This is a genomic window from Gracilibacillus xinjiangensis, assembly GCF_042651765.1.
GTDB classification, from domain to species: Bacteria; Bacillota; Bacilli; order Bacillales; family Amphibacillaceae; genus Gracilibacillus; species Gracilibacillus xinjiangensis.
The window spans coordinates 917,950-936,734 of sequence record NZ_JBHSDT010000008.1 but is presented as its reverse complement, the minus strand read 5'-3'; the positions used below and the strand labels follow the sequence as shown (position 1 = coordinate 936,734).

The following is an 18,785-nucleotide window of genomic DNA, read 5'->3' as shown; positions in this document are numbered from 1 at the left end:
GTGTGAAGCGAGTATTTATGCTCTTAGTGGTTTTATTGGTGTTTCTTTGTTGCTATTCTCACCCTTCTTATGCTTCGCAAAATGTATTTGAAAAATATAATGGGAGCATGGAAGAGAGTGATGAAGATGTTGATAATTCACAACAATTAACAGAAGAAAATTCATTACCAACGATGGAATCACCAAGTTTTATAGGAAGTCTTTTACAACTATTAGTCGCACTGGCAATTGTGGTAGGATTAATTTATTTTATTGCGAATTTTGTAAAAAAACGTAATAAGTTCTCCGGCCGAAATCAAGTCATCGAGAATTATGGAGGGATCTCATTTAACACAAATAAATCTCTCCAAATCGTTCGAATAGGCGAACGATTTTTTGTGATTGGATTAGCAGACAATATAGAATTATTGTTAGAAATTACAGACATCGAGACAATCGAACAAATAAAAAAATCAAGCGATATTCAGACACAGCCACTGGATTTTGTGAAAGATAAAATGAAAATGAACCAAAAAAATGCTAAAACATCAACAACTAAAGACTTCGGTCATTTATTTAATAAGGAGCTAGATGAAATGAAAGAGGGACGAAAGAAAATGTTAAAAAAAATGAAGGAAATCGAAAAAGATCATGATCATTAATTTAATTGATGTCTTTTCTGGTACAGATCCAGCGAACCTTTCGACCTCTGTCAGGTTATTATTACTGTTAACGATTTTGTCATTAGCTCCTAGCATCCTAATATTGATGACAAGTTTTACAAGAATAATTATTGTACTATCGTTCGTTAGAACTTCTTTAGCAACACAGCAAATGCCACCTAATCAAGTTTTAGTAGGACTAGCATTGTTTATGACATTTTTCATAATGGCACCAACTTTTCAAGAAGTGAATGACCAAGCATTACAACCACTATTTAATGAAGATATAACATTAGAAGAAGCATATGATAATGCTAGTCTGCCAGTTAAAGAGTTTATGGCAAAGCATACAAGACAAAAAGATCTGGCTTTGTTTATGAATTTTGCTTCCATTGATGAACCTGAGTCTGTTGAGGACATACCATTAACTACATTAGTACCTGCATATGCGATAAGTGAATTAAAAACCGCTTTTCAAATGGGCTTTATGATCTTCGTACCTTTTCTAGTAATAGACATGGCGGTAGCTAGTGTTTTAATGTCAATGGGGATGATGATGTTGCCACCTGTAATGATTTCTTTACCATTTAAAATACTTCTATTTGTTTTAGTTGATGGCTGGTATTTAATTACACATTCCTTATTGGATGGTTTCTTACCGTTATGATAGTTGTAAGAGAGGGGTATAAATATTGAGTGGTGAATTTATCGTATCATTAGCAGAACAAGGGATCTATACGATTTTAATGGTTACAGGACCTATTTTGCTGCTTGCACTAGTCGTTGGACTACTTGTAAGTATTTTCCAGGCAACAACTCAAATTCAAGAACAAACATTAGCATTTATTCCTAAGATTGTTGCCGTATTGCTTGGTATCGTCATCTTTGGTCCATGGATGTTGTCACTTATGGTTGAGTTTGCAGCAAATATCTTTCAAAATATTAATCAGTTTGTGGGTTAATCTATGCTGGATTTAATTAATATTAATCTATTTCCTGCATTTGTCCTCATTTTGGTAAGAGTGTTAGCTTTTTTTGTGACGATACCTATTTTCTCTTATCGGACGATTCCCAACCAACTTAAAATTGGCATTGGCTTCTTTTTAGCATGGATTATGCTTTACTCGATTCCGATTCCAGAAGTGCCATTTGATGGCATATTTATCTTGCTGATAATAAAGGAAGCAATTATTGGTTTATTAGTAGGTTTAATTGCGTATTTAATCCTTGCAGCCATTCAAATTGCAGGTGGTTTTATTGATTTCCAAATGGGTTTTGCGATAGCGAATGTTGTCGATCCCCAAACAGGTGCCCAAAGTCCACTTATTGGACAGTATTTCTATGTAATTGCAATTATCTTTTTACTGACAGTGGATGGCCATCATCTTTTACTAAATGGCTTGTTTTACAGCTTTGAAGTAATACCAATTGATTCGCTCATTGCACTAAATAATCTTGATTTTATATTACGGTCCTTTAGTCAAATGTTTGTCATCGCTTTTCAATTAGCAATACCAATTGTTGGCTGCTTGTTTCTGGTTGATGTTGCGTTGGGTATTATGGCAAGAACAGTGCCGCAATTAAATGTGTTTGTTGTTGGTTTGCCATTAAAAATATTAGTTTCTTTTCTGGTCTTATTTATGTTTGTTCCATTTTATATTGCTATTGTACAGAAATTATTTTCCTATACTCTTGAGACAATGCAATCACTTATTCATATTCTGGGTGGTGCGTAATGATATATTTAACATTAGATTTACAATATTTTGCTGGAGAAAAGACAGAAAAAGCAACCCCGAAAAAAAGGCAAGATGCTCGTAAAAAGGGACAAGTTGCGAAGAGTCAGGATGTAAATACAGCTATTTTGCTTTTCTTTGTCTTTATTATTTTACTAGTTATTGGTCAATCATTAGGAAATACAATGACCAGCATGTATAGTAAATCATTTACTGAGTATATTCATTTAGATGTAACGGAAGATCAAATTTTTGAAATGTTTATCGATTTTGGCATTCAAATAGCTATTGCGCTTGCCCCAATCATGCTTATTGCAATTGTTGCAGGATTGGCCTCCAATTTTTTGCAGATTGGCTTTCTGTTTACCTCAGAGCCATTAAAGATGAAACTGAATAAAATCGATCCTATCCAAGGTGCCAAACGGATTTTTTCTGTCAGAGCACTTGTGGAATTAGTGAAATCTTTGTTGAAGATTGTTGTGGTAGGGGCTATTACATTTTCTATTATTTGGATGAATAAAGATGAAATAATGATGCTGTACGACAAAAATGTAACAGGTGCCCTTGCTTTTTTTGGCTCAATGACAGTACAGATGGGTTTAGCTGCAGCTATAGCTTTATTAATTATTTCTGTAATTGATTATGCTTATCAGCGCTATGATTTCGAAAAGCAAAATAAGATGTCAAAGAATGACATTAAAGATGAACATAAAAACATCGAAGGGGACCCGCTGATTAAATCAAAGATAAAAGAAAGACAACGACAAATGGCGATGCAACGAATGATGAGTGCAGTACCTGAAGCGGATGTTATTATTACTAACCCGACCCATTACGCCATTGCACTGAAGTATGATGAAAATAAGGCGGATGCTCCTTATGTTGTTGCTAAAGGTGTAGATTTTGTTGCAATGAAAATTAGAGAAATCGCAAAGCACCATGAGATTATGATGGTTGAAAATCGACCTTTGGCAAGAGCATTGTATGACCAGACAGAGATTGGGGAAGTGATCAGTGAAGAATACTTCCAGGCGGCAGCTGAAATATTAGCATATGTATATAGTATCCAAAAGAAGATTAAATAGTGAATGGAAGCAAGTTAAAGGAGTTGTAAGTGAATGAAAGCTAGAGATTTTTCTGTATTAATTGGTGTTATATTAATTATTGTGATGTTGGTTATTCCACTACCAGGGTGGTTATTAAGTGTATTTATCTTAATAAACATATCTCTAGCATTAATCGTTATTCTTGTATCAATGAATACGACAGATACCTTGCAATTCTCGGTTTTCCCTTCATTGTTATTATTGTTAACATTATTTCGTTTAGGGTTAAATGTTTCTACTACGAGATCAATTTTGTCTGAAGCAGATGCGGGTGGCGTTGTAGAAACATTTGGTACGTTTGTTATCGGTAATAGCCCGTTAGTAGGGTTTGTTGTTTTTGTAATTTTAGTTATTATTCAGTTCTTAGTTATTACAAAAGGTAGTGAGCGTGTGTCGGAAGTTGCGGCACGTTTTACATTAGATGCAATGCCTGGTAAACAAATGAGTATTGATGCAGATCTAAATGCAGGGATGATTAATGAACAGCAGGCAAAAGAACGGAGAGAGAAGATCGAGCATGAGGCAGATTTTTATGGGTCAATGGATGGGGCAAGTAAATTCGTTAAAGGTGATGCGATTGCCGGTATTATTATTGTACTTATAAATATTATTTTTGGTTTAATTATCGGTATGGCCCAACTCGGATTACCTTTCGGTGAAGCAATTGATACATATATGCGTCTCACTGTTGGTGATGGATTAGTCAGTCAGATCCCGGCATTACTAATATCGACAGCAACAGGTATTGTTGTTACAAGGGTTGCATCAGAAGGTAACTTAAGTTCTGAAGTAACCAAACAACTTTTTCGTTATCCAACATTACTATACGTAGCAGCAGCTACCATTTTCTTATTAGGTTTGACACCTATAAACTTTCTGTTAACAACAACTATTGCATTAGTGTTAGCGGCTGGTGCGTTTATGTTATCTCGTAAAGCAAAAGAAGAAATGATGCCTACTGAGTCTGAAGTGGATGAATCAAAATCTGAAGAGATGAAAGCACCGGAAAATGTCGTGGGGCTTATTAATATGGATCCGATCGAGTTCGAATTTGGCTATGGCTTAATTCCACTGGCAGATTCCAATCAAGGCGGTGACTTATTAGATCGGATTGTTATGATAAGAAGACAGCTAGCTATTGAGTTAGGGCTTGTTATTCCTGTTGTAAGGATCCGTGATAATATTCAGTTAAACCCAAATGAATACAGGTTAAAAATTAAAGGAAATGAAGTAGCGAAGGGCGAACTGTTGTTAGATCATTTCCTTGCTATGAGTCCAGGTATTGAAGATGATGAATTAGATGGTATTGATACAACAGAACCTGCATTTGGGTTACCTGCAAAGTGGATTACGGATGAAGCAAAAGATGATGCGGAATTATCTGGATATACTGTTGTAGATCCACCTTCAGTAGTTTCTACCCATATAACTGAGGTAATTAAACGTCATTCCCATCAATTATTAGGAAGGCAAGAGACACAACAGCTAATCGATCATTTAAAAGAAAACTATCCAATTTTAGTGGAAGAAGTAACACCAGAACCACTAAGTATCGGAGACATACAAAAAGTTCTCGGAAAATTATTAAGAGAGAATGTTTCGGTTAAGAATTTACCAGTCATATTCGAAACATTGGCAGATTTCGGAAAAATGACAACAGATACTGATTTATTAACAGAATATGTGAGACAATCATTATCTGCTCAAATTACGAATGAAATTATTCAAGGTCGAGAGCAACTGAAGGTGATTACAATAGCTGGTGAAGTGGAAAAATTAATTGCAGAACATATTCAACAAACAGAGCATGGCAGTTATTTAGCGATGGATCCTGACACCCAACAGCGAGTCATTCAATCTGTTGCAGAAAATGTTGAAAACATGTCTTTACAAGAAGAGACGCCGATCCTATTATGCTCACCTACCATTAGGATGTATTTGAAACAATTGCTGGATCGATTCTTTCCGCATGTTGTTGTCCTTTCTTATAATGAGATTGAACCAACTGTCGAAATTCAAAGCATTGGAGTGGTAAAAGTAGCATGAAGGTGAAAAAAATAAAAGGTGCAACAATGCCTGAAGTAATGCAAGTTGTTAGACGCGAGTTAGGTCAAGATGCAGTTATTTTAAACTCCAAGGAAATCTATGAAGGTGGTTTCCTTGGATTATTCAAAAAAAAGAAAATTGAAGTGTTAGCGGCAATTGACCAGCAAATGACTGGTGCATCACAAAAACAGCAAACCCCAGCAAAAAAAACAGTCCAAAATATAGATGATAATAATCGCCATAATAATGAAGCAATCTTGAATGAAATCAAGGAAATGAAACGTTGGATTCAAAAAAGTACAGAAAAAGAGTCAGATTTGCCTCACACATATCAACTTATGCTGAATCACCTGATTGATCATGAGGTAAATCAAACCATAGCACATGAATTGATTGATAACATCCACAAAAGAAATAGTGAGGAAGAATCGGATTTAGGTAAATTAAGGGCAGAACTCGCGTTCGAAATAAAACATCGTCTTGCTAACAAAGGACAATATGGGAATCACTTATTTGATAAGCAAATTATCCAGCTTGTTGGGCCAACAGGGGTAGGAAAAACGACAACCATTGCCAAATTAGCGGCACATTGTGTTCTAAATGAAAAGAAACGGGTAGCATTAATTACAACAGACACTTATCGTATTGCAGCAATTGAACAATTAAAGACATACTCGAAAATTCTCGATGTTCCTATTGAAATTGCTTATAGCTTAGATGATTATAATCGTGCGAGAGAGAAGTTTGTTGATTATGATATTGTTTTAGTAGATACTGCAGGGAGAAACTTTCGGGATGAAAAATATGTGAAAGAATTAGGGAATGTAATTAATTTACACGAAGACGTAGATACATATCTTGTATTATCACTTACCTCTAGGACTCGAGATATGGAAGATATCTATAAACAATTTCAAACAGTGCCATTAAAGCAGATTATTTTTACAAAAAAAGATGAAACAACCGTCTATGGTTCTGCCATTAATATGTGTTTAGAAAACAATATTGGGATAGCTTTTATTACAAATGGTCAAGATGTCCCTGATGATATTGATGAAGCAACCATCGACAATATTGCAAAATTAATAGTTGGTGATTAAATGAAACAAGATCAGGCAGCAAAATTACGCTCAAAGATAAAAGGCATCCATGGGAAGTACCATGCTAAAACAATCGCTGTTGTTAGTGGTAAGGGTGGCGTAGGCAAGTCAAATATTGCGCTAAACTTCGGTTTAAATTTGTCTAATAAAGGAAAAAAAGTATTGCTTTTTGATTTAGATGTTGGTATGGGCAATATTGATATTTTATTAGGAAAGTCATCCAATAGTACTATAATCCAAATGTTTGAGAAAAATATGTCGATATATGATATTATAGAATCAGGACCAAATGACTTCTCATACATAGCAGGTGGAACAGCAAGCAAGGATATTTTTTTTCTTGATCAGGACCGATTGAACTATTTCGTTGAGCAATTAGAACTGTTACTTAGGGAATATGATTATATTATTTTTGACATGGGTGCAGGGGTAACTAGAGAGACAATCAATTTCATCTTAGCAGCTGATGAATGTATTGCTGTAACGACACCTGAGCCCACATCACTAACTGACGCTTATTCAATGGTCAAACATATCTTAAGTCATCATGAAACATCGATTCACTTGATTCTGAATCGAGCGATGAAACAAAAACAAGGAGAGGAAATAATTTCCCGTTTCAGTGAGGCTGTAAAGAGGTTTCTAAATTATGATATTCATCCATTAGGTGTTGTACCAGATGATCAGGCAGTAACTAATGCAGTATTGAATCAAAGACCATTTATTTTAGAGAATCCCAGGTCAAAAGCTTCAGAGGCATTGATGAAAATTACTAATCAATTTCTAGGTGAAATGCCAAAAAAATCTGTTGGCTCCCATTTTTTAAATAAGTTAATGAATTTTTTTGCAGAGGGGTAACGAACATGAAAAAACATTCCGTTCTAGTGGTTGATGATTCAGCATTTATGCGAAAAATGATCTCCGATATAATCAACCAATCGCGCAATCTTGAGGTTGTTAGTACAGCGAGAAATGGACAAGATGCTATTAACAAGATCGAACAACTTAAACCAAATGTTATCACATTAGATGTTGAAATGCCGTTAATGGATGGAATTGAAACATTACAACATATTATGGAACACATGCCTACTCCTGTCGTTATGTTATCAAGTTTAACGAAAACGGGGGCAGATAAAACGATTGAAGCAGTCTCTCTAGGTGCTGTTGACTTCATTGCAAAGCCTTCTGGTTCTATATCTTTAAATATTAGAGAAATCGAAAAAGAAATTATCACAAAAGTAGAACAAGCTGTCCAATCTAATTTTACGGTTCACACCCAGAAGAAAAACGTTGAGGGAAATGAGCGTGAGGAAAGGCTCGATTATAGTGCGAGCCCTGGATTATCTCCCATGCTGTCTAATAGGACGAAAAATACAAAACCAATAGTGGCAATAGGTTCATCAACCGGAGGGCCAAGAGCACTTCAGGAGGTGATCACAAACCTTCCTAAAACATTTCATGCACCAGTGGTAATCGTGCAGCATATGCCGAAAGGTTTTACTAAATCACTGGCTGACCGATTAAACAAATTGTCTGAAGTTGATGTGAAAGAAGTAGAGGATGGCGATCTAATTGAATCAGGTAAAGTATATATTGCTCAAGGGGGAAAACAGTTTCAATTAGAAGAAGCCGGAAATAAGTTATTTGCTAAGGTGAGGGAAGATGGACCTGTCAATGGTCATCAACCTGCAGTTAATGTACTGTTCTCATCAATTGCTAAGTTGAAAAACTACCAATCTATTTCAGTAATATTGACTGGAATGGGGAGCGACGGCTCAAATGGTATTGAAATACTTAAGCAGAATCACCCGCGCACTGTCATCATTTCACAATCGAAGGAAACATGTGTTGTATACGGAATGCCACAAGCTGCTGAAAAGACTAGTCTAGTAGATTATGTTTTAGATATTCAAGATATTAGTGGAATGCTCCAAAAGAAAATATGATAACAGGAGTGAGTAAAATGGAAAACAATGAGTATTTAGAGGTATTTATTGAAGAGAGTAAGGAACATATTCAATCATTAAATGACCAATTGTTAATTTTAGAAAATGAACCTGGAAACATGGACACCGTTGGAGAGATCTTTCGATCAGCACATACTTTAAAAGGTATGGCTGCGACAATGGGTTTTCAAGATTTAGCTGATTTAACACATAAAATGGAAAATGTCCTGGATGCAGTAAGAAATGATAAACTATCAATTAATTCAGATATTATTGATGTTATCTTTCAGGCTGTTGACCAATTAGAAGGCATGGTAGTTGATATTGCAGGTGGCGGGAATGGTTCTTCAGATGTTAAAGAGCTCGTACATAAATTGGAATTAATAGAAAATAATGAGACAATATCCACAAATTCAGTCGTTGAAGAATCTAATGAGAATATAGTGACTAAGCCTGTGTCCAATCAATTCGCTAAATTGGATGAATTTGAGACAGCTATTTTAAATCAATCAAAAGAGAAAGGTTTTATTAACTATGAGTTAAATATTCGATTGAATGAGAATTGTTTGTTGAAAGCAGCAAGGGTTTATATGGTATTCGAAGTTTTAGAGCAAGTAGGAGAAGTTATTAAATCCAATCCTAGTGTTCAAGAATTAGAGGAAGAGAACTTTGATTTGTCATTTAATGTTTTATTAGTAACGAAGTTTGACGAAGAAGAAGTTAAACAAAGAATTATGAAAATCTCGGAGATAGAGGAAGTAGTAATCACACCATTTCAATTGAATCAGAGAATAGATCGTACCATGGAAGATGAAGCTAAAAATGAGACTAATGATAAAACAGAAGACAGTGGAGACTCAAAAGAAAATAAAAAAGCAAATAACGGAAAAAGCGTTGTAAGTAAAACAATAAGAGTAAATATTGAACGTTTAGATGGTTTAATGAATCTATTTGAAGAGTTGGTTATTGACCGTGGGCGATTAGAACAAATATCTGCAGACTTAAAGCATCCAGAGTTACAAGAAACGGTGGAAAGAATGACCAGGATCTCCGGTGACCTGCAAAACATTATTCTCAATATGCGTATGGTACCTGTTGAACAAGTATTTAATCGATTCCCAAGAATGGTTCGCCAATTATCGAAAGATTTAGGCAAAAAAGTAAATTTAGATATTATTGGAGCTGAAACCGAGCTCGACCGTACTGTTATTGATGAAATTGGTGATCCACTCGTTCACTTGATTCGTAATTCATTGGATCACGGAATTGAAACACCAGACTTACGCCGTGAAAATGGTAAAGATGAACAAGGAAACCTTGTCTTAAAAGCATACCACAGTGGAAACCATGTTTTTATCGAAATAAGCGATGATGGTGCTGGAATTAATCGACAGAAAGTTGTAAATAAGGCTATTTCTAATCAGGTGATTACTGCGGAAGATGCCAATACACTAACAGATGAGCAAGTATTTCAACTAATCATGTCTAGTGGCTTTTCTACTGCAGATAAAATCTCTGATGTATCTGGACGAGGTGTAGGACTAGATGTTGTAAAGAATACGATTGAATCTTTGGGTGGTACCATCACTATTGAATCAAAGGAAGGCGAAGGTTCATTATTCTCCATTCAATTACCGTTAACATTATCGATTATATCGGTTTTATTAGTAGAGGTAGAAAAAGAAAAATATGCCGTTCCATTATCATCGATTATCGAGACAGCCATTATTCGTAAGAGTGACATCTTAAATGCTCATAATAAGAAAGTGATTGATTTTAGAGGTAAAGTTGTTCCGCTAATCTCTTTAAAAGAAGTGTTCGAAGTACCGTCCGTTGAAGAAGACGGAGACTTATGTTCTGTTGTGATAATTAGAAAAGGGGAGAAGATGGCTGGTTTAATTGTAAATAAATTTATTGGCCAACAGGAAATCGTACTAAAATCACTCGGTGATTATTTAGGTGATGTGTTCGGCATATCCGGTGCTACTATTCTAGGTGATGGACAAGTTGCACTAATACTTGATACAAACACATTAATTAATTAGGAGGTGTAAAAATGGATGAAATGAAAAATCAGCAATCGATCATTATCGAACTAGACAAAGAAGAATATGCCATACCTGTGGAATTAGTAGGTGGAATTGAAAGAATGCAATATATTACAAGAGTTCCGAAAACAGCGGACTTTGTAAAAGGTGTGATTAATCTAAGAGGGTTAGTAACGCCAATTATTGATCTAAGAGAACGTTTCGGAATGGAGCCAATAGAGCATACGGACAGTACGAGAATAATTATTGTCCATACAGAGAATTTTGATGTGGGATTTATTGTAGATGCAGCTTATGATGTATTAGATATTTCGCAAGAAGCTATTGAACCAGCTCCTAAGGTGATTGGAACGGTTGATGCTGATTATATTGAAGGTGTAGCAAAGGTTAATAAAAGATTGATCATGTTACTGCAATTAGAGAAAGTATTGTCAATTGAATCCTATCAAAATAGCAAGGAAAGGCCATAGTGATAGATGGTTAGGATCGATCAATTAACACAAACCCATCTGGACATATTAAAAGAAATAGGAAACATCGGTGCAGGTAATGCTGCAACTGCCTTATCAGGTCTGTTAGGTAAGAAGATTGATATGACGATTCCTTCTATTAAGATAGTAGATTTTAATGAACTAATGGAATATGTTGGCGGACCTGATACAATAATTGTAACTGTATTTTTGCGTATACAAGGCGAAGCTCCTGGAACTATGTTCTTCGTTTTATCACCTGAAGAGACAAACTCTTTAGTTGAGCAATTATTAGGGAACAGGGATTTTAGAGCAGAAGAAATGATGGAACATGAACTAGCTTATTCCGCTGTTTCTGAGATCGGCAATATACTCTCAGGATCCTATTTATCTGCACTGTCTGACTTCACCTCAATTAATATGCAACCAACTGTACCAGCATTAGTAATGGATATGGCGGCAGCCATTTTGATGGAAGGTTTAGTCGAAATCTCTCAGGAGAGTGACCATGCAATTATAATAGATACAATGATAGAAGATGGCGAGAATTCGGAACATTCAGTGAAAGGTCACTTCTTTTTATTACCAGATCCAGATTCTTTTAATAAAATTTTTGCTGCATTAGGAGTTCTGGATAAATGATAATTACACCATCTATTATAAAAGTTGGGATTGCCGACTTAAAAATAACAAAAGCACCAAATACGTTAAAAACATCTGGATTAGGTTCTTGTGTAGGTGTGGTTATTTATGACACAACACATAAACTTGCGGGAATGGCCCATATTATGCTGCCTGATTCAGCTGCTTCAAAAAGGGAAACAAATAATGCAATGAAATATGCAGATACTGCAATGGACATTTTATTAGAAGGACTAAAAAAACAAGGTGCAAATAAATTTTCTTTGAAAGCTAAGATGGCTGGTGGCGCTCATATGTTTTCCTTCCGCTCCGAAAATAAAATGTTGCGAATTGGTGACAGAAATGTTGATGCTGTCCATAGTATACTTGCGAATTTTAATATTCCTGTCATGGCTGAGGATGTTGGTGGAAACAAAGGTAGAACAATTGAATTTAATATCGAAACATCTATGCTAGAGATAAGGACAGTTAACAGCGGTATAAAAATAATTTAATCATTTGTGATGGAAAGAGGTGATTCGATGGCAAAAGATACAGCAATTGAGGAGTACCTGTGGCGTAACTGGCAAAATAATAAAAATGATGAAAATACAAATCAATTAATTGAAAATTATATGTATCTCGTACAATTTCATGTCCAGCGAATCGCATCAAACCTTCCAAAAAGTGTTAGTAAAGAAGATATTAAAAGTTTAGGGTTGTATGGATTATATGACGCATTGTTAAAATTTGACCCCGGCAGAGATTTGAAATTTGATACATATGCTTCAATCAGGATAAAAGGGGCAATTATTGACGGGTTGCGTAAAGAGGATTGGTTACCGCGTTCAGTCAGAGAGAAAGTGAAAAGAATTGATCAGACAACAGAATTACTAGAGCAAAAATTTCAGAGAGATATTACTTCATCTGATATCGCAAATCATCTGGAAATGACAAAAGATGAAGTGGAAGATATTATTAAAGACAGCTTCTTTTCCAATTTATTATCAATGGAAGAAAAAGGAACTGGTGATGAATTTAAAGAAGGAATTGGCTATACTATTCCGGACGAGAAAGAATTAACACCAGAGGATAATATCTTAAAGCAAGAGAACATACAGCATGTATACAATGCTATTAAAAATTTGAGTGACAATGAACAATACGTGTTAAGTTTATTTTATGATAAAGAATTAACTTTTACGGAAATAGGGAAAGTACTTCAATTAACTACATCAAGAATCTCTCAAATCCACAAACAAGCTATATTTAAATTGAGGAAAATGATATCTCATTAATATTATTAGGATAAATGGGGCTTGAGATAATGGAAAAGAACGCTATTGAGATAAAGGTGGCAAAAAACCGTTTAAAAGCATGGATTGAATTGATAGATTCTGAACTTTTAGAAGAAGTGAGAACAAACGATCTAATCAAATTACTAGAGAAAGAGAAAATTCAGAAAGAACTTATTCACTTTGATGAAGCGAATTGGAAACAATCTTTGCAGGAAAAACAGCAATTAGTTATAGCAGAAGGAACACCAGCGGTAAATGGGGTTGATGGTTATATCGATTGGAAGCTTTCATTGGATGCGGAATTGAGTGAACAAGAGAAATCATCATTTAGAGATGTAAAGAAAATTCCCAGTGTTACAGCTGAGACGCTGTTAGCTGAAGTCATTCCACCAACAGAAGGCAAGAGTGGAATAGATGTCTATGGTAATATAGTGAAACAGCAAAAAGGCAGGAAAGTTTCAACCAAGGCGGGGCAAAATGTCGAGTTTAATGAAGAAACCAGAAATTTTATTGCAAAAAAGGATGGGAAATTATCTGTTACTGACAAGCTAATACAAGTTTTCGATATGTATGAACTAAGTGGAGATGTAACACTTGAAACAGGAAATATTGATTTTGTTGGTTCTGTTTATATCCGCGGGAACGTTCCTGCAGGTTATACAGTGAAAGCACAAGGTGACATTCATGTTTTGGGGATAGTGGAAGCTGCCTATCTAAAAGCAGGTGGTAACATTGTAATCAATGGTGGAGTATCCGGAATGGATAAAGCAGTAATTCAAGCAGACGGAGATGTTAGAATTAGCTACATAAACCAATCTAGCGTGGAGTCAGGAAATAATCTTATTGTTTCGAAATCGATCCTGCATAGTCAATGTGTTGCTCAAGAATCAATCTTATGTGAAAATGGAAGTATCATTGGTGGTACATGCTCGGCCGGAAGGCAAATTTTAGTAAATACTGTTGGCAATTTTGCTAATACAAAAACCGAATTAGCTTTAGGAATTAATAAGAATAAACGAGAACGGTTAGAATATTTAAAAAAAGAAATAGACAAATTACTCAATAATAAAACAAAATTGAAAACTCTTGGAAACCAGCTCCAGGATAAAAAAGAAAGAATAGGTTTAAATGCAAAAGAACGCATTATGTTATTAAAGCAACGAAACATGTATGAGAAAGTAATCGAACAAATTAACGAGATGGAAGAAGAAATGGACGAAATGCAATTCAGTATTGGCAATTACACCGATATGGAAGTAATTGTGAAAGGAAAAGCTTTTGATAATGTTCTACTGATTTTTGGCAAATACTCGCGCAAATTAGATCGGGAATTTAAATACTTTAAATCCTATCTAAAAGAAATGGAAATTGTAATTGATTCACTTTGATCTGTCTAAATGAGGAGGCATCTATATGAGCTGGAAAGCTGTAGAAATGCAAGTAGCATTACCAAGAACACAAGATGCTGGAAAACTCCAAGACTTATTACAACAACAAGGCCGGTTAGCTCAAGAGCAATTAGTTCAAACTTTAACAACAGAGGAAATGCGTAAAAGACAACGGATTGAAGGACAGCAAGCAAGTGAGAAAATGAAGAATAACAAAGAAGAAAAAAATTTATCACAATCTATCGAAGAAAATGGGATTGGAAATGAATCAATCACGGGTAATGATGAAATTCAACATCCGTATTTAGGGAAGCAAGTTGACTTTTCAGGATAAAGAAGGTAATTTATGATCTATTTATTGTTATTATTTAGTTTTATTATTCATATCGTTACATTAATAATTATACGTCAGATGAAAATTAACCAGCAAAATTTACTGGATATCGAAGATAATGTCAATGAACAAATTAATAAGTTGGAGGATACTTTAGCACTGTATTTAGTAGAAATGCGAGAAGAAAATGATAATTTTACAAAAGAATTATTCTCGATGCAAAATAAACAGAAGCGGAACGAGCAGGTATCTGACGGAACAAAAGATAATAAAAACCAATCAGATAATATAGAGAATGCATCTTCAACAGATACACATATTAAGAAAAATGACTACCCTGACTTTGAACCACTCACACAAATAGACAAAAAAGATATTGTTGAACAATCGGAAACGGGTCAAATCCTCCATTTGTACAATAATGGCTATTCTATCGAGGAAATTGCAAAAAGGATGGATAAAGGAAAAACAGAAATTGAACTACTACTGAAATTTCAACAAAAAAACCAATAAATTGCTTGATTGCATAGATTCATTATGGTATATTTGTTAACGGTGTTAAATACACACGTTTACTAAAGATAGAAGTGGTGCTAAATTAGTCCTTTTATCTAATGATGTAAATGGAGGATAAAAAAACCAATATTAGGAGGAAAAGAAACATGGCAGTTATTTCAATGAAACAACTACTAGAAGCTGGTGTACATTTTGGACACCAAACTCGCCGTTGGAATCCAAAGATGAAAAAATACATCTTTACAGAGCGTAACGGCATTTACATTATTGACTTACAAAAAACAGTGAAAAAGGTTGAGGAAGCGTATAATTTCATTAAAGAAATTGCTCAAAACGACGGAACTGTATTGTTTGTAGGTACAAAAAAACAAGCACAAGAATCTGTTAAAGAAGAAGCAATTCGTTCAGGTATGTACTTTGTTAACCAACGTTGGTTAGGCGGTACATTAACAAACTTTGAAACAATCCGCAAACGTATTAAACGTTTGAAAGATATCGAAAAAATGGAAGAAGATGGAACTTTCGAAGTACTTCCTAAAAAAGAAGTAGTAGGTCTTCTAAAAGAAAAAGAAAGACTTGTTAAATTCTTAGGCGGTATTAAAGAAATGAATAAAATTCCTGATGCTCTATTTATTATCGATCCAAGAAAAGAGCGTATTGCAGTTGCTGAAGCGCATAAACTTAACATTCCTATTGTAGGTATTGTTGATACAAACTGTGATCCAGATGAAATTGATTATGTAATCCCAGCTAACGACGATGCTATTCGTGCTGTTAAATTGTTGACTGCTAAAATGGCAGATGCTATTTTAGAAGTGAAACAAGGTGAAGTTACTGAAGAGGCTGCTGAAGAGCAAGTAACTGAAGAAGCAGAAGTTCAAGCGGTAGAAGAGTAAGAAGGTTTTGGGTGATAAGAGGGGGACCTTTTATCACCTTTTTTTAAGAGTAATGAATGTATAAACTTAGAGATTTAGCTCTAAGTGCCTGAAACTAGCTGACTCCAGATATGCCCCTTGATAGAGTCTTATCCTTGTCCGGAGAGCTGTGGACAAACTATATACCAATAGGTAAGAGTCATCCGGTTAATTAAAACACCGTGAGCTCTTCTTATATCTCAGGAATTAGGTCCTGTGGCTGCTACGTTTCTAATCGGGCGCTTTGTGCTATTCTTAAGGAAATATATACAATAATTAAGGAGGAATTTATTATGGCAATTTCTGCAAAATTAGTAAAAGAGCTTAGAGAAAAAACTGGTGCTGGAATGATGGATTGTAAAAAAGCACTTCAAGAAACTGATGGTAACATTGATCAAGCAATTGACTACCTTCGTGAAAAAGGTATTGCAAAAGCTGCTAAAAAAGCAGATCGTATTGCTGCGGAAGGTTCTGCATATGTAGAAGTTGAAGGAAATACAGCGGTTCTTCTAGAAGTAAATTGCGAAACAGACTTCGTAACTAAAAACGAACAATTCCAAACATTGTTAAAACAATTAGCTCAACATATTTTAAGCCAAAAACCTGATACAGTGGAAGAAGCTTTAAAACAACCTCTAAATGGTGAAGGCGAAACGGTTGAAGAATTTATTAACAGTAATATTGCTAAGATTGGTGAAAAGCTTTCATTACGCCGTTTTGCAACATTTACAAAAACTGATCAAGACGCTTTCGGTGCTTATACTCACATGGGTGGAAGAATCGGCGTAGTAACAGTTCTTGAAGGAACTACTGATGAGCAAGTTGCAAAAGATATTGCGATGCATGTTGCTGCAGTGAACCCTAAGTATCTTTCACGTGATGCGGTTTCTGCAGAAGATATTGAAAGAGAACGTGAAGTACTTAAAACACAAGCCTTAAATGAAGGCAAACCAGCAAATATTGTAGAAAAAATGGTAGAAGGTCGTTTAAACAAATTCTTTGAAGAAATTTGTCTATTAGAACAAAGCTTTGTTAAAGATCCAGACCAAAAAGTAAAACAAATTGTTAAAAGTCATAATGCTGAATTATCTTCATTTGTTCGCTATGAAGTTGGTGAAGGTATTGAAAAACGTGAAGATAATTTCGCAGAAGAAGTAATGAGCCAAGTTAATCAAAAGTAATTATATTTTCAAAAAAAGGGGACACATTGTGTCCCTTTTCTTTGAAAAAATATATCTGGTGAAGCACATAATAGGTAGAAGGAAATCATGTTTAGTTTTTGATAGACAGATAAAGCTATTTTTTATTATAATTAATACATAAATGGAGGTAATTATGACTACTGCTAACTACAGAAGAATTGTCTTGAAATTAAGTGGTGAAGCGTTGAGTGGGGAGCAAGGGTTCGGTATTGAACCATCCATTATTCAATCTGTTGCCAAACAAGTGAAAGATGTTGTGGAATTAGGTGTCGAGGTCGCTGTTGTTGTCGGTGGTGGTAACATTTGGCGCGGAAAAGTCGGCAGTGAAATGGGAATGGATCGTGCTAATGCCGACTATATGGGAATGTTAGCAACGGTTATGAACTCATTAGCATTACAAGATAGTTTGGAAAATCAGGGAATACCAACGAGAGTACAAACTTCTATTGAGATGCGCCAAGTTGCCGAGCCATATATACGCAGAAAAGCTATCAGACATTTAGAGAAGAAACGGGTAGTTATTTTTGCTGCAGGAACTGGGAATCCATATTTTTCAACAGATACTACAGCAGCTTTAAGAGCAGCAGAAGTTGAAGCAGATGTTATTTTAATGGCAAAAAACAATGTGGACGGGGTTTATACTGCAGACCCGAAAATTGATAAGAATGCTACAAAATATGATCAATTATCTTACCTTGAGATATTAAATGAAGGTTTAGGGGTAATGGATTCAACTGCATCATCACTATGTATGGATAATAATATTCCATTATTAGTTTTTTCCATTTCGGAAGAAGGTAATATTAAAAAAGCAGTAACAGGCGAGAACATTGGAACAATTATTAGGGGGAATTAATTATGTCACAAGCTATCTTAAATGAAGCAAAGGATAAAATGAGCCAGGCAACAAAAGCATATTCAAAAAATTTAGCAACAGTCAGAGCTGGGAGAGCGAATCCGGCATTGTTAGATAGTGTACAAGTGGAATACTATGGTGCACTTACACCACTAAACCAGCTGTCATCTATTTCTGTTCCGGAAGCAAGATTGTTATTAATTACACCATTCGATAAATCTTCTATCGGAGATATTGAAAAAGCTATTCAAAAAGCGGATTTAGGCTTATCACCATCAAGTGATGGAAATGTCATTCGTCTTAATATACCTCCTTTAACTGAAGAGAGAAGAAAGGATCTTGTTAAAGTTGTAGGCAAGTATGCAGAGGAATCAAAAGTACAAATTCGAAATATCCGAAGAGATGCCAACGACCAATTGAAAAAAGAAGAGAAAAATGGTAACATCACGGAAGATGAACTGAGAGGTTTCCAGGATGAAGTACAATCATTAACTGACGAAAATATTAAAAAAATTGATCAATTAACAAAAGAAAAAGAACAAGAAATTATGGAAGTTTAA

The 18,785-nt window shown here is 35.0% G+C and carries 21 protein-coding genes; all 21 read left to right on the top strand.

Annotated elements, in window-relative coordinates; translation table 11 throughout:
- Positions 1–2 precede the first annotated feature (2 nt).
- The 21 genes from ACFOY7_RS15990 to frr all read left to right on the top strand — a co-directional run bounded on the left by ACFOY7_RS15990 (position 3) and on the right by frr (position 18,785).
- Complete coding sequence (locus ACFOY7_RS15990) at positions 3–641, top strand: flagellar biosynthetic protein FliO (protein ID WP_390253352.1); 639 nt, start codon at positions 3–5, stop codon at positions 639–641.
- Positions 631–1,308 carry a flagellar type III secretion system pore protein FliP gene (gene fliP / locus ACFOY7_RS15985; RefSeq protein ID WP_390253350.1) on the top strand — a complete coding sequence of 226 codons (678 nt, stop codon included), beginning with the start codon at positions 631–633 and terminating at the stop codon, positions 1,306–1,308. Before ACFOY7_RS15990 ends, fliP begins: the two co-directional genes overlap by 11 nt.
- 25 nt (positions 1,309–1,333) lie before the next feature.
- A complete protein-coding gene (gene fliQ / locus ACFOY7_RS15980; RefSeq protein ID WP_390253348.1) occupies positions 1,334–1,603 on the top strand; it encodes a flagellar biosynthesis protein FliQ in 270 nt (89 codons plus the stop codon).
- Between the two features lie 3 nt (positions 1,604–1,606).
- On the top strand, positions 1,607–2,377 hold the full coding sequence (gene fliR / locus ACFOY7_RS15975) for a flagellar biosynthetic protein FliR (RefSeq protein ID WP_390253346.1): 771 nt from the start codon (positions 1,607–1,609) through the stop codon (positions 2,375–2,377).
- Positions 2,378–2,379: 2 nt separating this feature from the next.
- Positions 2,380–3,462 carry a flagellar biosynthesis protein FlhB gene (flhB, locus tag ACFOY7_RS15970; RefSeq protein ID WP_390254137.1) on the top strand — a complete coding sequence of 361 codons (1,083 nt, stop codon included), beginning with the start codon at positions 2,380–2,382 and terminating at the stop codon, positions 3,460–3,462.
- Between the two features lie 33 nt (positions 3,463–3,495).
- Positions 3,496–5,529, top strand: coding sequence for a flagellar biosynthesis protein FlhA (flhA, locus tag ACFOY7_RS15965; protein WP_390253344.1), 2,034 nt, complete (start codon positions 3,496–3,498; stop codon positions 5,527–5,529).
- Entirely contained in the window at positions 5,526–6,629 is a 1,104-nt protein-coding gene (gene flhF, locus ACFOY7_RS15960; protein ID WP_390253342.1) for a flagellar biosynthesis protein FlhF, read from the top strand. Before flhA ends, flhF begins: the two co-directional genes overlap by 4 nt.
- Positions 6,630–7,487, top strand: a complete 858-nt coding sequence (locus ACFOY7_RS15955) for a MinD/ParA family protein (RefSeq protein ID WP_390253340.1) — start codon at positions 6,630–6,632, stop codon at positions 7,485–7,487. It abuts the gene before it with no gap.
- Between the two features lie 5 nt (positions 7,488–7,492).
- The gene (locus ACFOY7_RS15950; RefSeq protein ID WP_390253338.1) at positions 7,493–8,578 is read left to right on the top strand and encodes a protein-glutamate methylesterase/protein-glutamine glutaminase; all 1,086 of its coding nucleotides are present in this window, start codon (positions 7,493–7,495) and stop codon (positions 8,576–8,578) included.
- Between the two features lie 17 nt (positions 8,579–8,595).
- Entirely contained in the window at positions 8,596–10,623 is a 2,028-nt protein-coding gene (locus tag ACFOY7_RS15945; RefSeq protein WP_390253336.1) for a chemotaxis protein CheW, read from the top strand.
- A gap of 11 nt (positions 10,624–10,634) precedes the next feature.
- Positions 10,635–11,096 (top strand): chemotaxis protein CheW, encoded by a 462-nt coding sequence (locus tag ACFOY7_RS15940; RefSeq protein WP_390253334.1) that lies wholly within the window; start codon positions 10,635–10,637, stop codon positions 11,094–11,096.
- Between the two features lie 6 nt (positions 11,097–11,102).
- Positions 11,103–11,738: a chemotaxis protein CheC gene (locus ACFOY7_RS15935; RefSeq protein WP_390253332.1), complete on the top strand. Its 636-nt coding sequence runs from the start codon at positions 11,103–11,105 to the stop codon at positions 11,736–11,738.
- Positions 11,735–12,232 carry a chemotaxis protein CheD gene (locus ACFOY7_RS15930; protein WP_390253330.1) on the top strand — a complete coding sequence of 166 codons (498 nt, stop codon included), beginning with the start codon at positions 11,735–11,737 and terminating at the stop codon, positions 12,230–12,232. Before ACFOY7_RS15935 ends, ACFOY7_RS15930 begins: the two co-directional genes overlap by 4 nt.
- Positions 12,233–12,259: 27 nt before the next feature.
- Positions 12,260–13,015, top strand: coding sequence for a FliA/WhiG family RNA polymerase sigma factor (locus tag ACFOY7_RS15925; RefSeq protein WP_390253328.1), 756 nt, complete (start codon positions 12,260–12,262; stop codon positions 13,013–13,015).
- A 29-nt stretch (positions 13,016–13,044) separates the two neighbouring features.
- A complete protein-coding gene (locus ACFOY7_RS15920; RefSeq protein ID WP_390253326.1) occupies positions 13,045–14,403 on the top strand; it encodes a DUF342 domain-containing protein in 1,359 nt (452 codons plus the stop codon).
- A 25-nt stretch (positions 14,404–14,428) separates the two neighbouring features.
- Positions 14,429–14,737, top strand: coding sequence for a hypothetical protein (locus tag ACFOY7_RS15915; RefSeq protein WP_390253324.1), 309 nt, complete (start codon positions 14,429–14,431; stop codon positions 14,735–14,737).
- Positions 14,738–14,749: 12 nt separating this feature from the next.
- Positions 14,750–15,250, top strand: a complete 501-nt coding sequence (locus tag ACFOY7_RS15910) for a DUF6115 domain-containing protein (RefSeq protein WP_390253322.1) — start codon at positions 14,750–14,752, stop codon at positions 15,248–15,250.
- Between the two features lie 149 nt (positions 15,251–15,399).
- Positions 15,400–16,149, top strand: coding sequence for a 30S ribosomal protein S2 (rpsB, locus tag ACFOY7_RS15905; protein WP_390253320.1), 750 nt, complete (start codon positions 15,400–15,402; stop codon positions 16,147–16,149).
- 311 nt (positions 16,150–16,460) lie between these two features.
- Positions 16,461–17,348, top strand: coding sequence for a translation elongation factor Ts (tsf, locus tag ACFOY7_RS15900; protein WP_390253318.1), 888 nt, complete (start codon positions 16,461–16,463; stop codon positions 17,346–17,348).
- 154 nt (positions 17,349–17,502) lie between these two features.
- Positions 17,503–18,225, top strand: a complete 723-nt coding sequence (pyrH, locus tag ACFOY7_RS15895; protein WP_390253316.1) for a UMP kinase — start codon at positions 17,503–17,505, stop codon at positions 18,223–18,225.
- A gap of 2 nt (positions 18,226–18,227) precedes the next feature.
- The gene (gene frr / locus ACFOY7_RS15890) at positions 18,228–18,785 is read left to right on the top strand and encodes a ribosome recycling factor (RefSeq protein ID WP_390253314.1); all 558 of its coding nucleotides are present in this window, start codon (positions 18,228–18,230) and stop codon (positions 18,783–18,785) included.

Bases quoted from the DNA above. Each gene is read 5' to 3' on its own strand.
- rpsB (WP_390253320.1), top strand. From the start codon at position 15,400: ATGGCAGTTATTTCAATGAAACAACTACTAGAAGCTGGTGTACATTTT.
- ACFOY7_RS15950 (WP_390253338.1), top strand. From the start codon at position 7,493: ATGAAAAAACATTCCGTTCTAGTGGTTGATGATTCAGCATTTATGCGA.
- ACFOY7_RS15925 (WP_390253328.1), top strand. From the start codon at position 12,260: ATGGCAAAAGATACAGCAATTGAGGAGTACCTGTGGCGTAACTGGCAA.
- ACFOY7_RS15920 (WP_390253326.1), top strand. From the start codon at position 13,045: ATGGAAAAGAACGCTATTGAGATAAAGGTGGCAAAAAACCGTTTAAAA.
- flhA (WP_390253344.1), top strand. From the start codon at position 3,496: ATGAAAGCTAGAGATTTTTCTGTATTAATTGGTGTTATATTAATTATT.
- flhF (WP_390253342.1), top strand. From the start codon at position 5,526: ATGAAGGTGAAAAAAATAAAAGGTGCAACAATGCCTGAAGTAATGCAA.
- ACFOY7_RS15930 (WP_390253330.1), top strand. From the start codon at position 11,735: ATGATAATTACACCATCTATTATAAAAGTTGGGATTGCCGACTTAAAA.
- ACFOY7_RS15910 (WP_390253322.1), top strand. From the start codon at position 14,750: ATGATCTATTTATTGTTATTATTTAGTTTTATTATTCATATCGTTACA.
- ACFOY7_RS15945 (WP_390253336.1), top strand. From the start codon at position 8,596: ATGGAAAACAATGAGTATTTAGAGGTATTTATTGAAGAGAGTAAGGAA.
- ACFOY7_RS15915 (WP_390253324.1), top strand. From the start codon at position 14,429: ATGAGCTGGAAAGCTGTAGAAATGCAAGTAGCATTACCAAGAACACAA.
- pyrH (WP_390253316.1), top strand. From the start codon at position 17,503: ATGACTACTGCTAACTACAGAAGAATTGTCTTGAAATTAAGTGGTGAA.
- fliP (WP_390253350.1), top strand. From the start codon at position 631: ATGATCATTAATTTAATTGATGTCTTTTCTGGTACAGATCCAGCGAAC.
- fliR (WP_390253346.1), top strand. From the start codon at position 1,607: ATGCTGGATTTAATTAATATTAATCTATTTCCTGCATTTGTCCTCATT.
- ACFOY7_RS15935 (WP_390253332.1), top strand. From the start codon at position 11,103: ATGGTTAGGATCGATCAATTAACACAAACCCATCTGGACATATTAAAA.
- frr (WP_390253314.1), top strand. From the start codon at position 18,228: ATGTCACAAGCTATCTTAAATGAAGCAAAGGATAAAATGAGCCAGGCA.
- ACFOY7_RS15940 (WP_390253334.1), top strand. From the start codon at position 10,635: ATGGATGAAATGAAAAATCAGCAATCGATCATTATCGAACTAGACAAA.
- ACFOY7_RS15955 (WP_390253340.1), top strand. From the start codon at position 6,630: ATGAAACAAGATCAGGCAGCAAAATTACGCTCAAAGATAAAAGGCATC.
- tsf (WP_390253318.1), top strand. From the start codon at position 16,461: ATGGCAATTTCTGCAAAATTAGTAAAAGAGCTTAGAGAAAAAACTGGT.